A 19,534-nucleotide genomic window follows, 5' to 3' on the forward strand; every position below is an offset into this window, starting at 1 on the left:
CACCAGCAAAGCAAGCCCTCGTAAGGAATGGTGGGAGCTTCATATTTCTTGGGATTATTTCTTAAGACGGTAACCGGTTCTAAAGATCCAAATGACAACCGCAATTGATGTTGCTAAAAAAGACAATGTCATTCCTAGGCTCACCCAAAGCGACACGTCCTCAATGCCGTAAAAGCTCCAGCGAAAGCCGCTAATGAGATACACAACTGGGTTGAGTAAGGCTACTTTTTGCCAGAAGGGTGGCAAAACAGAAATCGAATAAAAGCTGCCACCCAGGAATGTTAGGGGCGTGATGATGAGTAGGGGCACTACTTGAAGTTTTTCAAAGCCATCTGCCCATATGCCAATAATGAAACCAATCATGCTGAAAGTGATTGAAGTGATCACCAAATAAAACAGCATCCATAAGGGATGATCTATTTGAAGTGGCACAAAAAAAGTAGCAGTAGCCAGAATGATCAGGCCCAAAATAATCGATTTACTTGCTGCAGCACCAACATAGCCCATCACAATCTCTAATGGAGATATCGGCGCAGAGAGGATCTCATAAATAGTTCCGCTAAATTTAGGAAAGTAGATTCCAAATGAGGCATTAGAAATACTTTGCGTGAGCAGTGAAAGCATGATTAGCCCAGGCACGATAAATGCCCCATAGGAGATTCCCTCCATCTGGGTCATGCGTGAACCAATCGCAGAACCAAAAACAATAAAGTACAAGGAGGTCGAGATAACAGGAGCAATAATGCTTTGCATTAACGTGCGCCGCGTTCTTGCCATCTCAAATTTATAGATGGCTCGTACGCCATGGAAATTAAGCTTCATTGGTATCTTCTTCTGAGTTAACGAGATTTACAAAGATTTCTTCTAGTGAACTCTGTTTTGTATGGAGGTCCTTAAAGATAATGCCAAGGCTAGTGATCTTTTGTAACAGCTGTGCAATATTGATATCTTCGTCTTTGGCGTCAAAGCGATAAGTAAGCTCATATTTATCTTCTGAAAGACTTAGGCTGGGTAAATCCAACTCCTTCGGAAGACTCTGGAGCGGACTTTGTAGCTGAAGGGTTAACTCCTTTTTACCCAATTTATTCATGAGGGCTAATTTGTTGTCTACCATGATGAGTTCGCCGCTACGAATAATGCCAATACGATCTGCCATTTCTTCAGCCTCTTCAATATAGTGAGTCGTGAGAATGACGGTAGTGCCGTTGTCTTTCAGAATTTTGACCAAATTCCACATATCTTTTCTGAGGCTGACATCCACTCCAGCAGTGGGCTCGTCCAGAAAAAGAATGCTGGGTTCATGAGAGAGTGCTTTTGCAATCATCACTCGGCGCTTCATACCACCAGATAGCGTCATGATCTTGTTATAACGTTTATCCCATAAGGACAAGTCCTTCAGAATCTTTTCAATGAAGGCCGGATTAGGCGCTTTCCCATACAAGCCCCGGCTAAATGTTACGGTATTCCAAACAGTTTCAAAAGAGTCGGTAGCGAGCTCTTGAGGTACGAGGCCAATTAATTCTCTAGCCTCGCGGTAATCGCCAATGATATCTTTGCCATCTACTAAAATCCGACCACTGCTGGGGCTCACGATTCCGCAAATAATGCTGATGAGAGTGGTTTTTCCAGCGCCATTTTGTCCAAGCAGAGCAAAGATCTCACCTTTGGATATCTCTAAATTAATGTCTTTTAGGGCCTGGAAGCCAGACTGATAAGTCTTATTGAGATGGGAAATAGAGAGGATGTTAGTCATAAGAGCTAATGATATTAGAAATCAAGCCACCGTAAGAAATCCCAATCATTAGATTGAAGGGGAATACTTAAGATGTTCAGAGGACTTGTAGTCGAGTGCTGAATTTGGAGGCGGAAACCTGGAATCGAACCAAGGTAGTGAGATTTGCAATCTCATGCATAGCCACTCTGCCATTCCGCCATCAGTAGAAGGATAGCTTAAGAATTCGAATCATTTATTAAAGTAGCCCCATTAAAAAATTGTTTACAAAATTCCGGAAATTTTTTGCCTACTTAATTTTTGAGTAGAACTATAGTTAAAGTGAGCTGAATGGCGATATCCCCTTGCTTTGATCCCTGATTTGATTGTTTTTTAGGAAGTCGGCCAAAATTTGCCAAATCCCATAGAATTGCTTGACTAGTCAACTTATTCTATGAAAAAGCTGGTAAATAAAGAATATGTTGCTGGTAATGAATATACGATTGCTGATATTGCTCACTTTGGCGGGATGTAGCAGGCTATCCAAATGTAAAGCGTTAGTACGATCAGGTTGCTAGTCGCTCAGCAGTCAAAGTAGCTATTTCAAAATTACAGGCTTTAGTGCCTCCAACCGCTTAAGGAATTGTGATGACGGATATGTATTCATATGAGCCGAAGAACGGACATGGCTTACCGCATGATCCATTTAATGCCATTGTGGGTCCAAGGCCGATTGGCTGGATCTCAACCCAAAGTAAGACTGGTGTTGTTAATCTAGCACCATATAGCTTTTTCAATGCCTTTAACTATGTTCCACCGATTATTGGTTTTTCTAGTGTTGGCTATAAAGACACTCTAAGAAACATTGAAGAAACTGGTGACTTTGTATGGAATTTGGTAACAATCGATTTAGTAGAGGCAATGAACCAATCGTGCGCCCCATATCCTCCTGAAGTCAGTGAGTTTGATGCTGCCGGACTTGAGAAAGCGAAATCAACATTAGTTCTGCCCCCAAGAGTTGCTAAAGCCAAGGTCGCATTTGAATGTAAATGCACTGAGATCATTCAGCTCAAGGGTATTTCAGGTGAAAAGGCTCAGACATGGTTGGTACTTGGGGAGGTGGTAGAAATCCATATTGCTAAGTCGTTATTAAAAGAAGGGATCTACGAAACCTCAGAGGCTGGTCATGTCCTTAGAGGCGGCGGTCCAGGCGATTACTTCACTATTGGTAAAGAGCAGCTCTTTAAGCTGTATAGACCATAATAATTTTTAAATGACCTACAGGTACTGAGTGAGCCGATAAATATGAATAAAGTAGCTTTAATCATTGGAGCTCTGGCCTTGTGTAAGTGCTGTCTTTGCTAGGGAACCTGTTAATGTAGGTCATACCGTTGCATTGGCATCGCGAGATAATTAAAAGACTATTTTTTCCAAACGCTTGCTAACCATGGTTGTTGTTCAATAGGTAGTCCACTTGGCCTATAGTAATGTTCAATTTCAGTGAACTGTGCATTTGCCATAAAAGATCTCCAAGCCGCTAGATCATGATAAGAACCAAAGCGTTCTCCATACCAAACTTCTTCGTTATTACCCCGAGGATTTGAGCTAAAAAGAATGCCATTGTGTTTTAGGCTTGCCCATAAATTACTTAGTACTTTGGGCAATAGCTTATTGGGAATATGAAATAGTGAAGCGTTCGCAAAAATACCGTCAAAAGTATTTTCCGGCAAAGATAAGTTAAAAAAATCCTGGACTAGGATTTCGCAACCGCTTTTCGTTTTAGCTATTTGAGCCGCTTCTTTGCTGCCTTCAAGCCCAATAGCAACATGACCAAGCCTGGTAAAGGTCTGTAGATCTCTTCCCGGACCACATCCAAAATCCAGAATATGAAGCGGTGGCTTAGTCTTGATTGCGCGTAATAGGGCATCGATATTTTGACTGACATCATGATCTTTTGTGCCCTCATCATAAGAAACAGCATGTTGATCATAATGCGCAATAGTTTTTTGCGAGATTAAGGCAGACTCATTTGTGAGATTTTTAAATGTAGACATAATGAGTTTGAAACTAAGACTATTCTTTTGACGCCTCAATTACTATATTTAGGCTTATTTCATCGCCAACAAAAGGTACATATTTTCCCAGATCAAATTCTGAGCGACTTAACTTCGCGCTTGCGTTAGCGCCACACATATATTTCAAAGTAATCAAGTTACGACTGCAAGCGAAGTTACTTACTTCAATATTGACGGGTTTGGTAATGCCTTTAATGGTCAGCTCGCCTGAGAGTGATGTAATAGTCTGATCATTGAATATAACCTTATCAGAAGTGAATTTGGCTACAGGAAATTTTTCAGAATTAAAGTAATTTTCGGATCTAAGTAGCTTATTAAAAGTATCGGAGCCTGTGCTGACTGAGCCAGTCTCAATTGCAACATCTATAGTGCCGCCATCCATTTGATCATTCAGTGTAATAGTTCCATTCACCCTATCAAAACGACTAGTTTGAATTGAGTAAGCTAAATGTTTGTAGCTAAAGCTAACAAAGGTATGCTCAGGATCGGTTATATAAATTTCTGCTGCTTGTGCCGAGGAAGTCACCAAGGTCAGGAGCAAAGCAGCTATATAAAAAAAGTTCATTAGATATTTTAGGTGTTGATATGGGTATGTGCTAAATAAACGATCCCATCCTCAGTACAGGCCTAAATACCTTGTTTTTTGGCCTTTCCGACGGTTAGGGTATCAATTTGGTCTTTAAGGGGCAAGCAAGGGTGAGCATAAAGTCAATTTATATGAGTTAATTCATTTAATTAACTTAATAGGAAGAATCATGTTTAGTCACATTATGTTGGGCGCAAATGACTTAGAATTTTCAAGGGGCTTCTATGATGCTGCTCTAGGAGCTTTGGGTATCAAAGCTGGGAGCTTTAGTCATGACAAATACTTTTATCGCGGTCCTGGTGGAGTCTTTGCTATTACTAAGCCTATTGATGGTAACGAAGCTACTCATGCCAATGGCGGCACAATTGGCTTTAGCGCTAAATCAATTGCTGATGTAGATGCATTCCATGCCATCGGTGTTGCTCATGGTGGCACTTCCTGTGAAGGTGATCCAGGCTACCGAGAGGGTGTCGCCGGCACTATATATATTGCTTGGCTCAGAGATCCTGCTGGCAATAAAATCTGCGCAATGCATAGGCCGCCGAAATAAAAGCTTGCTTCGCTTTGGGGTGGGTTCGGTGGATTTGGCGAGATTAGCTAAAACTCAAGGGTAAGTTGTGAGCTTGCCTCTGTAGTTTTAGCTGTAGATTTTTTACGTACGTCCCTGCTTGCTCGAGAAGCATGTTTATCGACAACTGATTTTTTTCCAGCCTGAACCTCCGATAGGTTGCGTCTAGCATGCAAGCGATCTTTAGATAGCTTTGTGGCAACAGCAATATCTACTAATGGCTGGGGAATGTCTCTACCAATCTCAATGCCAATGCTGCTTTGTACTTCTTGAGGTATATTCCAAGGCTCAAAAAGCCATGTGTCGGGTACTTGACGCATATGGGGAAGCCATTTTCTAACGAAAAAGCCCTTTTGATCATGGTCTTGTGCTTGCTTGATCGGGTTATAAACACGAGTTACATTGATCCCGGTTGTACCCGATTGCATTTGCAATTGACTCCAATGGATTCCGGGCTCATAGTCTAAAAATTGAGTGGCTAACCAATCTCCTACTGGTTTCCAGTGTAGCCAAAGTGGATAGGCCGCAACCGAGACTAGCATCGCACGCATTCTAAAATTCAGCCATCCTGTTTCACGTAGCATCATGACGCAGGCGTCCACCATAGGCCAACCCGTCTTACCATCCTTCAAGGCATTGAAGTAATCGTCATTAAATTCATTCTCACGTAATGCATCATATCCACGGTGCATATTTCGCCACTCGATTTCAGGCTCACTCTCCAGCTTTTGAATAAAGTGACAATGCCAATACAAACGACTCATAAAGGCAGTTAAACCTGATTTTCTTCTACTGGCATCGGGTGGCATTTGCAGTAGTTCTTCATTTGCTGCTTGCACTACTTCTCTGATGCTAAGACATCCATAGGTCAGATACACAGATAATCGGGAGCATGCATCTGGCGCTGATAAAGGTGATGAAATTCCACCTCGGTACCACATGCTGCGCTGCTTTAAAAAACTATTCAGTATTTTAAGTGCAAGCGATCTTCCGCCGCGTTGCCTCAATGGTGGATTATGTCTTAGGTGTGCCGGTGCCTTCATAGTAGACGGCGTCAGATAATGAGCGCTGGGGTTCGGCACTGGCATGCTAGAGAGCGGGGCTTTCCAAAATCGAATGGGTGGCAGTTCACATAAAGGCGCTTCCATGTGCTTTTGCCAATGAGCATGCCATTCATTACGATTTTTTAGTCCTCTAATAACTCCAAACTGGGCATGTTGACCCCAATAAATGCCGCGAGACTGACACCATTTGCCAACGTCTCGATCTCTTGAATAAGTAAATCCATTGCCAGTTTCCTGATGAGAATGCAAACCCTGAAAAGGATTAGCTTCCCAGATGTTATTTAGCACTTCAGTAACTTCACCTACATGGATTTCGATAGTGCCGCCGCGTAAACGAAGCTGGGTATCGAGGTCGTGAAGGGACTCCCGAATAAACTCAAAATGTTGGAGGGCAACATCAGGCTGCATCCATAACGTTGGCTCAAGCACGTAAATGCAGCGAATTGGCCCTATCTTTGCAGCCTCGAGAAGAGCGGTATGGTCCTCACAGCGCAAATCACGCTTAAACCATACCAGTTGATAACTCATAATTAATCAGTAGAGAAGATGAATTGATATTGATGTTAGACGATTAAGTTAGTTTTTTCCTTGTAGCGCAAAGTTAAGGCAATCAATTACTTATTTAAAGCTTTGCGTTTGGGGGTCAGGACAGCTTGTGCGAGCAGGGCTAGAATAGCGGCCGGTATGGCGCCAGCAAGCATTAGGGCTTGATCATTCACAGCAAGCCCGGCTACTATACGGTCGCCAAAGCCACCAGCGCCTACTAATGCTGCAAGAGTGCAGGTACCGACGCCAATCACAGTAGCTGATGCTAAGCCGGTCATGATGATTGGCTTAGCAGAAGGTAGCTCAATAAAAAGCAATAATTTTCGCTCATTGCAACCAAGAGCCAAGGCTGCTTCTTTTAGGGTGGCTGGAACCTCCATTAAGCCAATGTGGGTAGCACTCACAATTGGTAGAAGGCCATAAATAAATAAAGCCAGAACGGCTGGTACAGCCCCTATTTGATCTAATGCAGCAATCAAAATAGTTAGTAATGCAAGAGAGGGTATCGTTTGTAAAATGCTAACAGCCCCTAGGATCCATGTCGAAAATTGGGGTCGACGGTATGCAACAATTCCAAGGGGAACTCCAACGAGAAGAGCCATAACTGAAGAAATCGAAACCAACAGAACATGATCTCGGAGTGCGGTAAAAAAATCTGGGCCAAAAAGTAACTTAAAAAATCTTGAGAGCTTTCTAGGACTCGGTTGATCATGGGTAGATTGATTTAAAAATCCACGGGCAATAATTTCAAAGCTGATGCCGGACTCAGCCGCATTATTGAGTTTTGCTATTGTTGCTTCATTTAATGTTCCCGCTAATTTTTGTAGAGGCCTCTCATCAAAATCAGAGCGCATTAATAAGATTGCGTCATATCGTGGAAATGCCTGTCTGTCATCCTCCAATAGAGTCAGATTATTTTTCGTAATTGCTGCATCGGTCGAGTATGCATCCACAATGTCGACGTCCCCACGAACAAGGGCATCATAGGCCAGGCCATGCTCCAGCACTTTTTTAGGTTTTATTTTGAGATCGTAAGTCTGAATAAGTGCAGACCAACCATCACTTCTGGTTTTGAATTCTGGAGATAAGGCAATTCGAAGTGTGGATTGCTGCTCAGTTGATAGATTTGTGATGTCACTGATCCGTTTTATGCCTAGCTTACTCGCTTGTTCTGGCCTGATGGCAAGGGCATAAGTGTTGTTAAATCCAAGTGGTATCGCCGCTTTTAAACCCATAGGCTTGAGCCATGTATTAAGCTCATCTATTGAAGCTTGGGTTTCTGGGCGCTTTAGTATTTCTCGTAAAATAGTACCGGTGTATTCTGGGTAGACATCAATCTGACCTGTCTTTAGCGCTTGAATAACAATCGCAGTATTACCAAGGCCTTGGCGATGTATAGCCTTTATTCCTGCATCGTGTAATGTGAGATTCAGAAGCTCTCCAATGACATAGCTTTCTGTAAACCGTTTTGAGCCAACTACGGTTGTTTTTTCTAGAGGCTGAGCCAATACGCAGCAGCTTATAGTTAGACCAAAATATAAGCTGAGCCTAATCCAAAAAGAGAGGATGTACTTAGTGAAATACAAACGAGATTATTTCCATTAAAAATGCAAAATTTCATCATATAAGCCTTTAGCTTATTATGCTCAGCCGGTAATTCAACAGATGACAGTTTTGAATCAGGAAAAATATCATCTTTGTCAGGGCCAGGTATTAATGAAGCAGTAACTCTGACAACTTTTGTTAATTTGTTAAGTATTCATCTTCGAGTCGACCGAGAGACAGGATTTCATGGCTTTTAATTCAATTGTCTTTAGCCACTCAGGCTTAGCCTTTGGGTTCATTACTAATTCGTTTACTTGTGACTTGCTAGCATTTTTAGAGATAAATTCTGCCTGGCAGGCGCAGTAAGCTGAAAAGTCCTCTTCAGTAAGGGCTTTACCTTTTGTACCTTTATGCTCTGCCACTTGTTCAACTGCACAATTCTTTTGATAGTCTTTTGAAATTGCTTGAGCATAAGTCGAGTTAGCCGTTATCAATAGAAAGGCTAAAGAAAGAGCTTTACGAAACACTGACATACTATTTTTCCTTTTCATTCAATCTGGTTATTGACTATTCTTTCATGAATAACAAGATATGGTTTATTGGCTTCTAAATAAGCGCCTTCAATGAGAGTTGCACCCTCTAACTGTTTAATCTTCCTGGATGGCATATCGTTAAGGGGTAGGTTTGACGGCCTTCAAGAGGCTAACTAGGAGCCTAAAAGGTGTTTTAAATAACGCTTAGCGTAAGCCCTGTGAGCATCTTGTGAAACTAGGATCAAATTTCTTATTAATTGTTTGAGTCGCAACATTGAAAACTCCTTTGACTAAGCATTAGGGTTAATACTTAGTCAGTATGCGCCGCCTTTATTCACCTTGCAGGCTGGTAAAAACCCCTTTATTAGTAGTTTTATACGTAAAAACCCTAATAGGTACAAAATCAGATTTGTCTCCGACCTGCATTTAAGGTCCTTAAGTCGCCTCCGGGCGACTTCTTTTTAAGCTGTCCTTATTGAATTGCCTATCTAAGTGGGGGTTGTCATGCTGAAGTACATCAACAAATCTCTTGAACAAACCATTAACACCTTAATTGATATTACGGCGTATTCACGATTTGGAGTGCCCGTCAGAGCCATTGATATTGCCAAGCGTCAGCATCTTTCGTTAAGTCGGACTGAGATCCTACTCTCTACTCTCAGATCGGCCTGCCTTATTCGTGCTGCCAAAGGTCGCAGGGGAGGTTATTTTTTAGCCAAAGACCCGAAAAGTATGACAATCAGAGATGTGTTTTCAGCGGTTAACCATACAAGGTCCAGAAAAATTTCTATGAATGATTTGGCAAAAGAAATGATAGATTCTTTTGAGATGTATCTACGAGATTGTTTATCGAAAATTACCGCTAATTCGGTAGGGAAAAATATTAGAACTCAGCCTGCTCCAATGCAAATTTTGCCAGTATGGGACTCACAAAAATATCAAATTAAGCCCTTGCTGGAAAGAGCCAAGTGGGATACGCAGACTGTTGTGATTACAAAAGCAGAGATGCAAGTAGCAGAAAAGCTGGGACCTAATTCAATTTTCGACTTTAGTAATTACCTTTAATAATCAACATGCGATTTATCAAGCAGATCATACGGTTTTACGATGAAGTAATCAGTTACATCAAGGCCTACTTGAGATGATTGCTAAGATTATGCAAAACCCTCCGGTTTATTCAAAATACTTAGAGCGAGAATTACGCTCTGATCACGCTGGTGAGACAGGTGCGGTTTATATCTATAAAGGAATCATCGCGGTAGCTACATTTCGTAAAGAGCAGGAGCTTATTGACTTTGCTCGGCACCATGGCGCTACTGAGGCTGAGCATTTACAGTTGATCGAATCGGTTCTACAGAAAAGGTATCGCAGTCATTTGCTAGTTCCTTGGCGTATTGCAGGTTGGCTTACTGGTGCAATACCGGCACTATTCGGCAGAAATGCGGTCTATGCAACTATTGACGCAGTGGAGACATTTGTAGAACGCCATTATCAACAGCAAATTGACTATCTCCGAAAGCAAGGTGAACATGAGAAATTGCTGGAGCTATTGGTACGATGCCAGGATGATGAGATTGCTCATAAAAATGAGGCAAGATTAAAGAGCTTAGCCCCTGTGTCAGTAATTTTACGATTTTGGTGCGCTTTAGTTAGTAGCGGTTCTGCAAAGGCTGTTTTATTGGCTAGGCAGATTTAAAGAATATGATTGCAATAGTTGATTAGCCGAGGTAGCGAAGTAATGATTCAGATCCAGATTTGGGCCGACTTTGAGTGTCCATATTGTTATTTTCAAACCATCGTTCTGGAAAATCTACAAGCCAAGTATCAAGGCAGATTAGAAATTGTGTGGCGAGCATTCGAGTTAATCCCAGTAGAGGGACAAGTGACACCCTCGCAATCCTATAAAGATAACTTTGAGACAGCAAAATCTGAGCCTATCGTTTTAAAGGAGGGTCTTGAGTTTTTAGTCCCAACTTTTTTAACATATACCTGGCTTGCACAGGAGAGCGTTTACTTCGCTAATTCTCAGGGCTTATCTTTAAAATTGGCTAGGGCTTTATTTGATGCATTTTTTCTGGGTGGACTTGATATCAGCAGTGAAGAAGTAGTGATGAAGATTGCCTCTAAAGTAGGATTAGACATCCAGCAGCTGAGGCAGGCACTCGATAATGGTAAATTGACTAAGCAGGTCATGGCCGATGAGCAAGAGTTTAAAACGTATGGGTTTCAGGGATTACCGGCAATGCTTATTGGTGAGAAGAATTTTTCACCTCGAAGTTTCATGCCTATAACGGGGTATAAAACCCTTGAAGAATTACTTGAGATCTTGCCTAAGTAGTGCAGGCGATATTGATGATCTTCATTTTCTAAATCTAAATGACACAGTTTGACTATCTGTGCTACGAGCCTTGGCCATTGCCAAGTAAGCTTCTAATGGATTTAGAGCGCTCGACTCACATGACACAAACCATCATTGGTAAGCTTGATCATGGCCAGGAAAAGGTCGCCTTATTGCCCGGATTAAATCCCCCGCATTGGGAGTTTGGCCATCTGATTTGGTTTCATGAATTTTGGGTTCATCGCAAAGGGGTGAAATCTAATCCTTCCTTTTTAGCCCATGCAGATGCTTTATTTAATTCTTCTGAAATGATTCATGATGCTCGCTGGCAGGTACAAATACCTTCTATCGATATCTTGATGAATTACTTTTCGGATGTGGTGGAGCGTACACTTGCCATCCTCAGATCTGGAATCTTGAGTCCTGAGCAGGCTTACTTTATCCAGTTGGCTCTTTATCATGAAGATATGCACAATGAAGCGTTTGCTTATATGTGGCAATCTTTAGGTTACGTCTGGCCTCTTGAGCAAGGTCTGAAGGCTAGTCAAGACCAACATAATGATGTTGAGTCAAGATATATCCATGTTCCTCAGTGTCAATTTAAACTTGGGTCTGCACCAAATACAGGCTTTATTTTTGATAATGAGAAATGGCAGCATGAGGTATTAGTACCCAATTTTTCAATTTCAAGTCATGCAGTTAGCAACGGTGAATATTTAGAGTTTTTAAGATCTTTAAATGATGCAGGAATAAGCTTTATAGAGCATCAACCTGCGTATTGGAAAAAAGAGGGTAATACTTGGTTTGAGCGATTTTTTGATCAGTGGCGAGAGTTGGATCTCAATGCTTCAGTAAGAAATATCTCTGCCCATAATGCTGAGCGGTATTGTTTATGGAAGGATGTTCGGCTCCCTACTGAAAATGAGCTTAGCGTCTTAATGACAGCAGCGCGTGAGTCATGGCAACCATCTAGCTTATGGGAGTGGACTAGCAGTATTTTTAAGCCTTTTGAGGGCTTTAGCCCTGATCCTTATCAAGATTATTCGGCCCCATGGTTTGATAGCAGGCATCGGGTTTTGAAGGGCTGGAGTGTATATACCCCTGACTATCTGCGTCGCTCCCAATTCCGTAATTTTTACATACCTTCCCGCAGTGACTTTTTTTGCGGCTTTCGCACCTGTTTGGCATAAATTAGGTAAGCTCACATACTTAGCTGCCATCTTCTTACTTTTAAATTGAGTTCTTCAACATGACATATAACGGTCGTCTTACTTCCCTCTCTCATGGCGGGGGCTGTGGTTGCAAAATTGCTCCAGGTGTCTTGAGCGATATTCTGAAATCTTCCCCTATTCGCCAGATACCTGCTGCACTACTGGCAGGGTCTGATAACAATGAAGATGCCGCTGTTTATCAAATCAACGAACATCAAGCGATCGTGGCGACCACAGATTTCTTTATGCCGATTGTCGATGACCCGTATCAATTTGGGCGTATTGCGGCAACAAATGCGATTTCAGATATTTACGCTATGGGCGCGCAACCTCTATTTGCACTGGCGCTATTAGGTATGCCAATTAATGTTCTTCCTTTGGAGGTGATTCAGCAGATCACTGCTGGTGGTGAATCGGTCTGTGCAGAAGCCGGCATCATGATTGCCGGTGGCCACTCGATTGATACTGTAGAACCGATTTATGGCTTGGTTGCCATTGGCGTAGTAGACCCTAAAAAACTAAAGCGTAATAGTGGTGCAAAGTTAGGCGATAGCATCATCCTTAGCAAGCCCTTGGGTGTAGGAATTCTTTCTGCTGCGCTGAAAAAAGAGCAGCTTTCTGACTCTGCTTATCAGGAGATGATTGCCTTAACGACTAAGCTGAATAAACCTGGCGTCGCGCTATCCCAACTCGATAGTGTGCATGCGCTTACGGATGTGACAGGGTTTGGCTTAGCAGGGCACTTATTGGAACTGTGCCGTGGAGCAAAGCTTTCAGCTCAGATTCAGTGGGACTCTATTCCAGTAGTTTCTGAGGCGGTCAAGCTGGTAAAAGAAGGTATCTTTACTGGCGCATCACCGCGTAACTGGCTGGGTTATGGTCATGAAATACAGATGGCCTCTCATTTGAATGAGTGGCAGCAAAACCTCTTGTCCGACCCCCAGACTAGTGGTGGTTTATTAATCTCTTGTAGCCCAGAAGCGACTGAGCAGGTATTAGAAATTCTCAGAGCAGATGGATTTGCACATGCTCAAAAAATAGGTCAATTTGTACAGGGCTCAGGCGTTTCTGTGGCCTAAGCTCTACTTCTTTAATTCAATAGAAAGTATCCAAACAATATGAAACTAAACACTTTGAAATTTTCACTCGGCCTTGTTTTAGCAACGCTTTGCTTTAGCATGTTCACGCTTCCAGCTCAGGCGCAAGCCGTCTTACGTGTCTCCGCGATTCCGGATGAATCACCAACTGAGTTACAAAGAAAATTTCTTCCTTTAGGCGAATATCTTTCTAAAGAGACGGGTATGAAAGTCGAATTCACGCCTGTAACAGACTATGCCGCAGTTGTTGAAGCACTGGCAACAAATAAAATCGATATGGCATGGTTGGGCGGGTTTACCTATATTCAAGCAAAAATTCGTACGAATGACGCCGTCAAGCCAATCATTCAGCGTCTTGAAGATGAAAAATTTACGAGTAAATTTATTGTTCCTGAGGCTGGTTCGGCAAAGACTTTGACTGATTTAAAAGGTAAGACCTTTGCCTTTGGTTCACCATCATCTACCTCAGGCCATTTAATGCCGCGTTTTTATCTAATGAAGGCAGGCATTAACCCAGACAGAGACTTTAAGAGCATTGCTTTTTCTGGAGCCCATGACGCAACAGTCGCATTTGTTGCTAGCGGTAAAGCAGATGCTGGCGCTTTAAATGCATCCGTTTGGGATAAATTGTCAGATGCTAAAAATCCTAATACCGAAAAAGTAAAAGTTCTTTATACAACGCCTCCGTATCATGATTACAACTGGACCGTACGAGGTGGTTTGGATGCGGCGGTAACTAAAAAAATTAGCGATGCTTTTTTAAAGCTAAATGCTAACGATCCTGCTCAAAAAGAATTAATGGACCTTCAGAGGGCTAGCAAATATATTCCTACTAAATCATCTAACTACGATGAAATTGAAAAGGCTGCAATTGGTGCTGGTTTGATTAAGTGAAAAAAATAGCATTTGCATTTAAGCAAGTTAGTTTTAGTCATAGCAATGGCAAAGAGGCTCTAAAAAATATCAACATTAGCGCCTCAGCTGGTGAATCCATTGCGATTATTGGATCATCTGGCTCTGGCAAAACGAGCTTGCTTAACTTGATAGCGACTTCACTGCGTCCTAGTATTGGATCGATATCAGTATTAGGTATTGATCCATGGGCGATTTCAAAAGGGCAATTACGCCGTTTACGCTCTCAAATAGGCTTAGTACATCAAGCAGCTCCGATTCCACCAAAACAAAGAGTGATTACCGCAGTCTTGGCCGGCCGTCTTGGTCAATGGCCGCTCTGGAAATCTCTTCTGTCATTAATCTATCCGGTAGATATTACGGGTCCGCAGTTGTGTCTGCAAAAACTCGATCTCGTGGATCGCCTCTTTGATCGTTGTGACCAGCTGTCTGGAGGTCAATTGCAAAGAGTGGGTGTCGCACGTGTGCTGTACCAAAAGCCTCATTTATTGCTGGCTGATGAGCCAGTCTCAGCTATGGACCCTGTCCTTTCTGATTTAACAATTCAGCGTCTATTAGAGGATGCTCGTACCAGAGATGCTTGCTTTGTGGCAAGCCTTCATGCGGTAGATATTGCCCTACGGTGGTTCCCAAGAATCATTGGGCTGAAGTATGGAGAAGTCTTTTTTGACTTACCGGCATCTGAAGTGAATGAAAGTTTGCTACAGCAGTTGTATGCATCTGAGCATGGTGTTCTGCCAAAGCAAGGTAGTGTAAATACATAGCCATGGAAAGAGTGGTCTATTTTAGGGATCCAGATGCGCTCAAGCGTATTTTGGTGACGTGTATTGCATTAACGATTTTATGGCCAATGATGCAATTGGCGCAGTTTGATGTATTTGCATTATTTGAAGTTAGCAACCTCAAAGTTTTTACCAACTTCTTAATTCAGTTTTTTCCGCCCAATCTTCAGGCATCATTTTTAGTGCTAGTGCTTAAGGCTACTTTAGAGACTTTAGCCATGGCAACTGCAGGCATTGCTCTGGCAATGCTGATGGCAATTCCACTGGGCCTCATCATCACTTATAGTCTATCGATTTCGCGTATTGGCCCTGCCTCAGGTCACCGCGTTGCAAAACTTGGTAGATATCTTGCCCGAATGCTGATGTTATTACTCAGAGGTATTCCAGAAATTGTATGGGCCTTGCTGTTGGTGAGAGTGTTTGGTTTAGGCCCAATCGCAGGCGTGCTAGCAATTGCTATTACCTATGGTGGCATGCTCGCAAAAGTGTATTCCGAAATCTTAGAGACTGAAAACACCCTACCCGCTAAAGCGCTAATAATGTTAGGTAGCGGCCGTATCAATGCATTTTTATATGGGTTATTGCCAGGCGCCTCACAAGAGCTAGCCTCTTACACAATCTATCGCTGGGAATGCGCAGTTAGGGCCTCGGTTGTCATGGGCTTTGTAGGTGCTGGTGGCCTAGGACAGCTTATGGACCAGTCAATGAAGATGCTCAACGGTGGTGAAGTATCTACCATTCTCATCGTATTTTTGCTGCTTGTTTTACTCGCTGACTACATCAGTCTCATTATTCGTCGGCAACTCGCATGAACCGCTATCCTGCTCGCGAATTTTGTCTAAAGTGTCTCATTACGCTTATGCTGATTGCGCTATTTATTGTGGTGAGCTTTGTGTATCTTTCATTTAATCCTCTAGCTTTGTTTACTAAACAAGCTATGAGTGATGTTGTTATTTATACAGCGCGCTTTTTTCCACCAGATCTCTCGCCATCTTTTTTGCAGAAGGTGTGGAGTGGTGTATTGCAGACCTTGGCCATCTCTGCCTTAGCCACTTTATTAGCGGCAATTGTGAGCCTTTTTCTAGCGCTACCTGCAGCTGGACAGTTTGGTCATAGCGCAAAAGTGGTGACCCGTTTTTTCTTAAATTTTTTGCGCTCGGTGCCAGAGCTTGTTTGGGCGGTATTAATGGTACTAGCAGTAGGTTTAGGACCATTTGCTGGAACCCTAGCGCTCGCCTTGCACACCACAGGAGTGCTAGGGCGTTTATTTGGCGAAACCCTGGAAAATCACTCTCCCAAAGCAACTCAAGCGCTGAGATTGGCTGGGGCAAGTAACACTCAAGCATTTATTTATGGGGCTTTGCCAGGGATCTATTCTCAACTACTCTCTTATAGCCTTTATCGTTGGGAAATGAATATACGTATGGCTACGATATTGGGATTTGTCGGTGCAGGGGGTCTTGGACAAATTCTGTACTACGAACTCTCTTTATTACATGAGCAGCAAGCCTCAACAGTCATCATAGCAATGCTGGTATTAGTCATTGGTGTAGACATGATTAGCAATAAACTCCGTAGAGTACAAATGCACAGTCTTGGCTAAATTAGGTAATATGAAAAAGGAATATTGAAGTGAGTCAAGAGAAATTGTCCGGTCAAAAATTAACTGATGAAATTATTGCTGGTCTTTTGCAAGAGCAGCCAGCGATATCACCAAAGTTTTTCTATGATGAGATTGGCTCTCACTTATTTGAGGCAATTACTTTTTTGGAGGAGTATTACCCAACCCGAACTGAAAAACAAATCATGGCGCAATATGGCGAAGCAATGGCTTTGACGATTGGAAAGTGCGATGTTTTATTGGACTTAGGGGCTGGTAACTGTGAAAAGGGTAGTGCATTATTTGATACCTTATTGCCCAAAGAATATCGGGCGCTAGACATCTCAAAAGAATTTTTAGAGCAAGCAATCTCAGGCTTGCAAAAAGAATTCCCACAAATTCAGATGCAGGCACAAACCTGTGATTTACACGAAGAAATGGCGTTTCCTGATTTGGTAGGTCGAAAGAAAACTTTTTTTTATCCAGGCTCTTCTATTGGAAATTTTGACCCAGATGCTGCGCTAGGGCTATTCAAAAATATTGTGAAAGTTTGCCAGGGTGATGGGGGTTTATTGATCGGCGTTGATCTAGTTAAGGGTCACGAAGTTCTATCTCGAGCTTATAACGATTCTCTTGGAATTACTGCCGCTTTCAATAAAAATATCCTCTTGCACCTGAATCGTCTTGTTAAAACCGATTTCAATTTAGAGTATTGGGAACACTACGCAATTTTTAATGAGCAACTTGCTAGAATCGAAATGTATCTTCGATCCACTCGGAGTCAATTAGTTTCGTTCCCCGGTGGTGAAAGGCGTTTTGATAGCGGTGCGTTTATTCATACTGAAAATAGCTATAAGTACACGCAAGAAAAATTTGAATCTCTTTTAATGAGTGCTGGTTTTAAAGCTGTACATTCCTGGACTGATTCAAATTGCTACTTTTTAGTTGCTTATGCGACAGCATAGGGCCTGATTGATTATTTAATCAGGCTTTTAATGAGCTTTTGAATAGATTTTTGCTCTAATTCTGGCTTAGTGATCTTCTGTCGCAAAGCAATCGCCCTACTTAATTTTTGATAAAAGGCTGGATTGGTTTCAGCCTTGGTTAGTAGTTTGCTTAAAGCAAGTGTATCGCCTACTGGATAGTAAGCGGGGTAGGTATCTCCTAGTAAGCCGCGATTACCTGGAATATCTGATGCAATTACGGGGATGCCAATAGAAGTGGCCTCAGACACCACATGGGCGCCACCTTCCATAACGCTGGAGATTATCATCACGTGTGAGCGAGAGAGCCACTGTAGTGTCTTAGAGTGACTCAGCTGGCCTAACCATCGATAACGCTTCACGTTTTTTTCAATAGAGAGTGCTTGCTTTTTAAACTCCGAACTCATTGCCTTGCCGAGTTGTACCAGCTGAATCTTGCTGTTTGAGGGCAAGTGGGACAGACATTGCGCAGCACAAAAAGGATCTTTTTCTGAGCGCAGGTGGCCAATGATGCTGGCTAAAAAATGACGTTTTGGTGGCGATTTTCTAGTGACACCTTTTACTGACTGGTAAATCACTTGGACTTTATGATGAAATTGCTTAGGCAAGGATTGAATAGCATCTGGTTGAAGAACCACAATCGCATCAGCCATCTCCATTGACTTGATAACTTTAGTGGAGTTTTTTAGGTCTCGGTAGATGTCTGTTCCGGTCATGATTAAAACGACTGGATGATTGGGGTAAGCTTTTTTAAACCCTTGAATAGAGTCATGACTTCGTAGCCCATGCAGTGCAATCAGAACATCACATGGCTTTTTAGACCATTGCTCTGTAATAGCGCTTTGGTAATTGAGGCGTAACAAGAATTTATTCCACCGTAAAGCAGTAATACGGTTTCCGTGAAGGGTGCCGGGGGGTGCAGGCGTTACGATTTCAATACGCAGTTTCAAGTCAATAAATCCGGGTTTGCCTAGATATAAAAGTTATGTACTAAGTGATTCTAGGGCAAATGGTAAAGATACGTATAAAGCGAATCAATTGTCATGATTTATGCCTGTGGGTATGATAGTCTGAGGATTCGCTAACCCGATTGGAGATGTAGATGAAGATTAATTATGTTTTTGCTAAAGCTGCTTTTTTATTAGGTGTTGGGATTGCCTCATTTGGTGTGTCAGCCCAGTCTATGAAAGTAACTCTAACCGGAGCCCAAGAGGTGCCGCCAGTCATGACTTCCGCATCTGGAGTGGGCTCAATTATGGTTGCTCCAGATGGCGCTGTATCCGGAACCATCACTACCATGGGTATGGAAGGGACTATGGCGCATATTCACGAAGCCCCTATGGGTCAAAATGGCCCGGTAATTGTTCCATTTAGTAAAACTGCAGAAAATGTGTGGTCGGCTCCAGTAGGTGCTAAATTAACCGAGGCTCAGATCCAAAGCCTGAAGAGCGGAAATCTTTATCTCAATGTTCATAGCGCTACAAATAAATCTGGTGAAATTAGGGCGCAGCTTAAGTAATGAGAATATAGCTGCATCCTCAGCCTCATGTAACTAAGAATTGTATAAGCCACCTTCGGGTGGTTTTTTTGAGCGCTACTTTATATAGCGCTCACGACTTAGGGATCTCGTGATTAGATAATTAAGCGTCCAGTCGCGCAGAAAGTGTCAATTAATCAGAGCCCTAATATCTCCGACGTTTTTTCCATGTATAAGGCTCACCATTTGGGAATTTACCGCTAGTGATGCCGTCTACCCCAAACTTGCCTGCAATCTCCAGTCCATTGAATTTAATCGTCACAAACTCACCTAGCTGCTTAGCCCATCCCATGGCTTCATCCAGTGTCTTAAATTCATGAATTTTCGAATTATGTTCTATCGTTATCACTTTAATGTCGCCGATGTTAATTGGATCTAATTGCTCAATAGACTGCAGCGTAACCTGCTTTAGGAGAATGAAGTAATAGTATCTTCACTTATGCTCC

At 42.4% G+C, this 19,534-nt stretch carries 22 protein-coding genes and 1 tRNA gene; 13 read left to right on the top strand and 10 right to left on the bottom strand.

What is annotated here, in order from left to right:
• Window positions 1-54: 54 nt before the first annotated feature.
• The 3 genes from ICN36_RS05685 to ICN36_RS05695 all read right to left on the bottom strand — a co-directional run bounded on the left by ICN36_RS05685 (window position 55) and on the right by ICN36_RS05695 (window position 1,933).
• Entirely contained in the window at window positions 55-822 is a 768-nt protein-coding gene (locus ICN36_RS05685; protein ID WP_216227407.1) for an ABC transporter permease, read from the bottom strand.
• Complete coding sequence (locus ICN36_RS05690) at window positions 812-1,753, bottom strand: ABC transporter ATP-binding protein (protein WP_216227408.1); 942 nt, start codon at window positions 1,751-1,753, stop codon at window positions 812-814. The genes ICN36_RS05685 and ICN36_RS05690 overlap by 11 nt, the downstream gene beginning before the upstream one ends.
• Before the next feature lie 105 nt (window positions 1,754-1,858).
• Window positions 1,859-1,933 (bottom strand) — tRNA-Cys (locus ICN36_RS05695).
• 426 nt (window positions 1,934-2,359) lie between these two features.
• Here ICN36_RS05695 and ICN36_RS05705 point away from each other — a divergent pair.
• The gene (locus tag ICN36_RS05705; RefSeq protein WP_216227409.1) at window positions 2,360-2,974 is read left to right on the top strand and encodes a flavin reductase family protein; all 615 of its coding nucleotides are present in this window, start codon (window positions 2,360-2,362) and stop codon (window positions 2,972-2,974) included.
• 158 nt (window positions 2,975-3,132) lie between these two features.
• Here the strand turns inward: ICN36_RS05705 and ICN36_RS05710 are convergent, their stop codons facing one another.
• Window positions 3,133-3,765 carry a class I SAM-dependent methyltransferase gene (locus ICN36_RS05710; protein ID WP_216227410.1) on the bottom strand — a complete coding sequence of 211 codons (633 nt, stop codon included), beginning with the start codon at window positions 3,763-3,765 and terminating at the stop codon, window positions 3,133-3,135.
• 19 nt (window positions 3,766-3,784) lie between these two features.
• Window positions 3,785-4,351, bottom strand: a complete 567-nt coding sequence (locus tag ICN36_RS05715; RefSeq protein WP_216227411.1) for a YceI family protein — start codon at window positions 4,349-4,351, stop codon at window positions 3,785-3,787.
• A 190-nt stretch (window positions 4,352-4,541) separates the two neighbouring features.
• On the opposite strand from ICN36_RS05715, the gene ICN36_RS05720 reads away from it, so the two are divergent.
• A complete protein-coding gene (locus ICN36_RS05720; protein ID WP_216227412.1) occupies window positions 4,542-4,922 on the top strand; it encodes a VOC family protein in 381 nt (126 codons plus the stop codon).
• Window positions 4,923-4,969: 47 nt separating this feature from the next.
• On the opposite strand, the gene ICN36_RS05725 is transcribed toward ICN36_RS05720, so the two are convergent.
• The 3 genes from ICN36_RS05725 to ICN36_RS05735 form a co-directional block, all read right to left on the bottom strand.
• Entirely contained in the window at window positions 4,970-6,532 is a 1,563-nt protein-coding gene (locus ICN36_RS05725) for a cryptochrome/deoxyribodipyrimidine photo-lyase family protein (RefSeq protein WP_216227413.1), read from the bottom strand.
• Between the two features lie 86 nt (window positions 6,533-6,618).
• Window positions 6,619-8,058: a glycine betaine ABC transporter substrate-binding protein gene (locus ICN36_RS05730; RefSeq protein ID WP_216862044.1), complete on the bottom strand. Its 1,440-nt coding sequence runs from the start codon at window positions 8,056-8,058 to the stop codon at window positions 6,619-6,621.
• A gap of 243 nt (window positions 8,059-8,301) precedes the next feature.
• Complete coding sequence (locus tag ICN36_RS05735; RefSeq protein ID WP_216227414.1) at window positions 8,302-8,628, bottom strand: hypothetical protein; 327 nt, start codon at window positions 8,626-8,628, stop codon at window positions 8,302-8,304.
• Window positions 8,629-9,132: 504 nt separating this feature from the next.
• Here ICN36_RS05735 and ICN36_RS05740 point away from each other — a divergent pair.
• The 10 genes from ICN36_RS05740 to egtD all read left to right on the top strand — a co-directional run bounded on the left by ICN36_RS05740 (window position 9,133) and on the right by egtD (window position 17,533).
• Window positions 9,133-9,693 (top strand): Rrf2 family transcriptional regulator, encoded by a 561-nt coding sequence (locus ICN36_RS05740; RefSeq protein WP_216227415.1) that lies wholly within the window; start codon window positions 9,133-9,135, stop codon window positions 9,691-9,693.
• Between the two features lie 76 nt (window positions 9,694-9,769).
• The gene (locus tag ICN36_RS05745) at window positions 9,770-10,324 is read left to right on the top strand and encodes a demethoxyubiquinone hydroxylase family protein (RefSeq protein WP_255531256.1); all 555 of its coding nucleotides are present in this window, start codon (window positions 9,770-9,772) and stop codon (window positions 10,322-10,324) included.
• Between the two features lie 42 nt (window positions 10,325-10,366).
• Window positions 10,367-10,966: a DsbA family protein gene (locus tag ICN36_RS05750; RefSeq protein WP_216227416.1), complete on the top strand. Its 600-nt coding sequence runs from the start codon at window positions 10,367-10,369 to the stop codon at window positions 10,964-10,966.
• A gap of 38 nt (window positions 10,967-11,004) precedes the next feature.
• Window positions 11,005-12,156: an SUMF1/EgtB/PvdO family nonheme iron enzyme gene (locus ICN36_RS05755; protein ID WP_216227417.1), complete on the top strand. Its 1,152-nt coding sequence runs from the start codon at window positions 11,005-11,007 to the stop codon at window positions 12,154-12,156.
• Between the two features lie 59 nt (window positions 12,157-12,215).
• Window positions 12,216-13,256, top strand: a complete 1,041-nt coding sequence (gene selD, locus ICN36_RS05760) for a selenide, water dikinase SelD (protein ID WP_216227418.1) — start codon at window positions 12,216-12,218, stop codon at window positions 13,254-13,256.
• 39 nt (window positions 13,257-13,295) lie between these two features.
• Window positions 13,296-14,168 (top strand): putative selenate ABC transporter substrate-binding protein, encoded by an 873-nt coding sequence (locus ICN36_RS05765; RefSeq protein WP_216227419.1) that lies wholly within the window; start codon window positions 13,296-13,298, stop codon window positions 14,166-14,168.
• A complete protein-coding gene (locus ICN36_RS05770; protein ID WP_370623431.1) occupies window positions 14,165-14,950 on the top strand; it encodes a phosphonate ABC transporter ATP-binding protein in 786 nt (261 codons plus the stop codon). Before ICN36_RS05765 ends, ICN36_RS05770 begins: the two co-directional genes overlap by 4 nt.
• A gap of 2 nt (window positions 14,951-14,952) precedes the next feature.
• Window positions 14,953-15,780, top strand: a complete 828-nt coding sequence (locus tag ICN36_RS05775) for an ABC transporter permease (RefSeq protein WP_216227420.1) — start codon at window positions 14,953-14,955, stop codon at window positions 15,778-15,780.
• A gap of 47 nt (window positions 15,781-15,827) precedes the next feature.
• The gene (gene phnE, locus ICN36_RS05780; protein ID WP_255531257.1) at window positions 15,828-16,571 is read left to right on the top strand and encodes a phosphonate ABC transporter, permease protein PhnE; all 744 of its coding nucleotides are present in this window, start codon (window positions 15,828-15,830) and stop codon (window positions 16,569-16,571) included.
• A 29-nt stretch (window positions 16,572-16,600) separates the two neighbouring features.
• Window positions 16,601-17,533 (top strand): L-histidine N(alpha)-methyltransferase, encoded by a 933-nt coding sequence (gene egtD / locus ICN36_RS05785; protein WP_370623432.1) that lies wholly within the window; start codon window positions 16,601-16,603, stop codon window positions 17,531-17,533.
• A gap of 11 nt (window positions 17,534-17,544) precedes the next feature.
• Here the strand turns inward: egtD and senB are convergent, their stop codons facing one another.
• Window positions 17,545-18,501: a selenoneine biosynthesis selenosugar synthase SenB gene (gene senB, locus ICN36_RS05790; protein WP_216227422.1), complete on the bottom strand. Its 957-nt coding sequence runs from the start codon at window positions 18,499-18,501 to the stop codon at window positions 17,545-17,547.
• 152 nt (window positions 18,502-18,653) lie between these two features.
• On the opposite strand from senB, the gene ICN36_RS05795 reads away from it, so the two are divergent.
• On the top strand, window positions 18,654-19,070 hold the full coding sequence (locus ICN36_RS05795) for a CHRD domain-containing protein (RefSeq protein WP_216227423.1): 417 nt from the start codon (window positions 18,654-18,656) through the stop codon (window positions 19,068-19,070).
• 163 nt (window positions 19,071-19,233) lie between these two features.
• Here ICN36_RS05795 and ICN36_RS05800 read toward each other — a convergent pair whose 3' ends face one another.
• A complete protein-coding gene (locus ICN36_RS05800) occupies window positions 19,234-19,437 on the bottom strand; it encodes a hypothetical protein (protein ID WP_216227424.1) in 204 nt (67 codons plus the stop codon).
• Window positions 19,438-19,534: the final 97 nt, after the last annotated feature.

The sequence above is a fragment of the Polynucleobacter sp. UK-Gri1-W3 genome (genome assembly GCF_018881595.1).
In the GTDB taxonomy this organism is placed as follows: domain Bacteria; phylum Pseudomonadota; class Gammaproteobacteria; order Burkholderiales; family Burkholderiaceae; genus Polynucleobacter.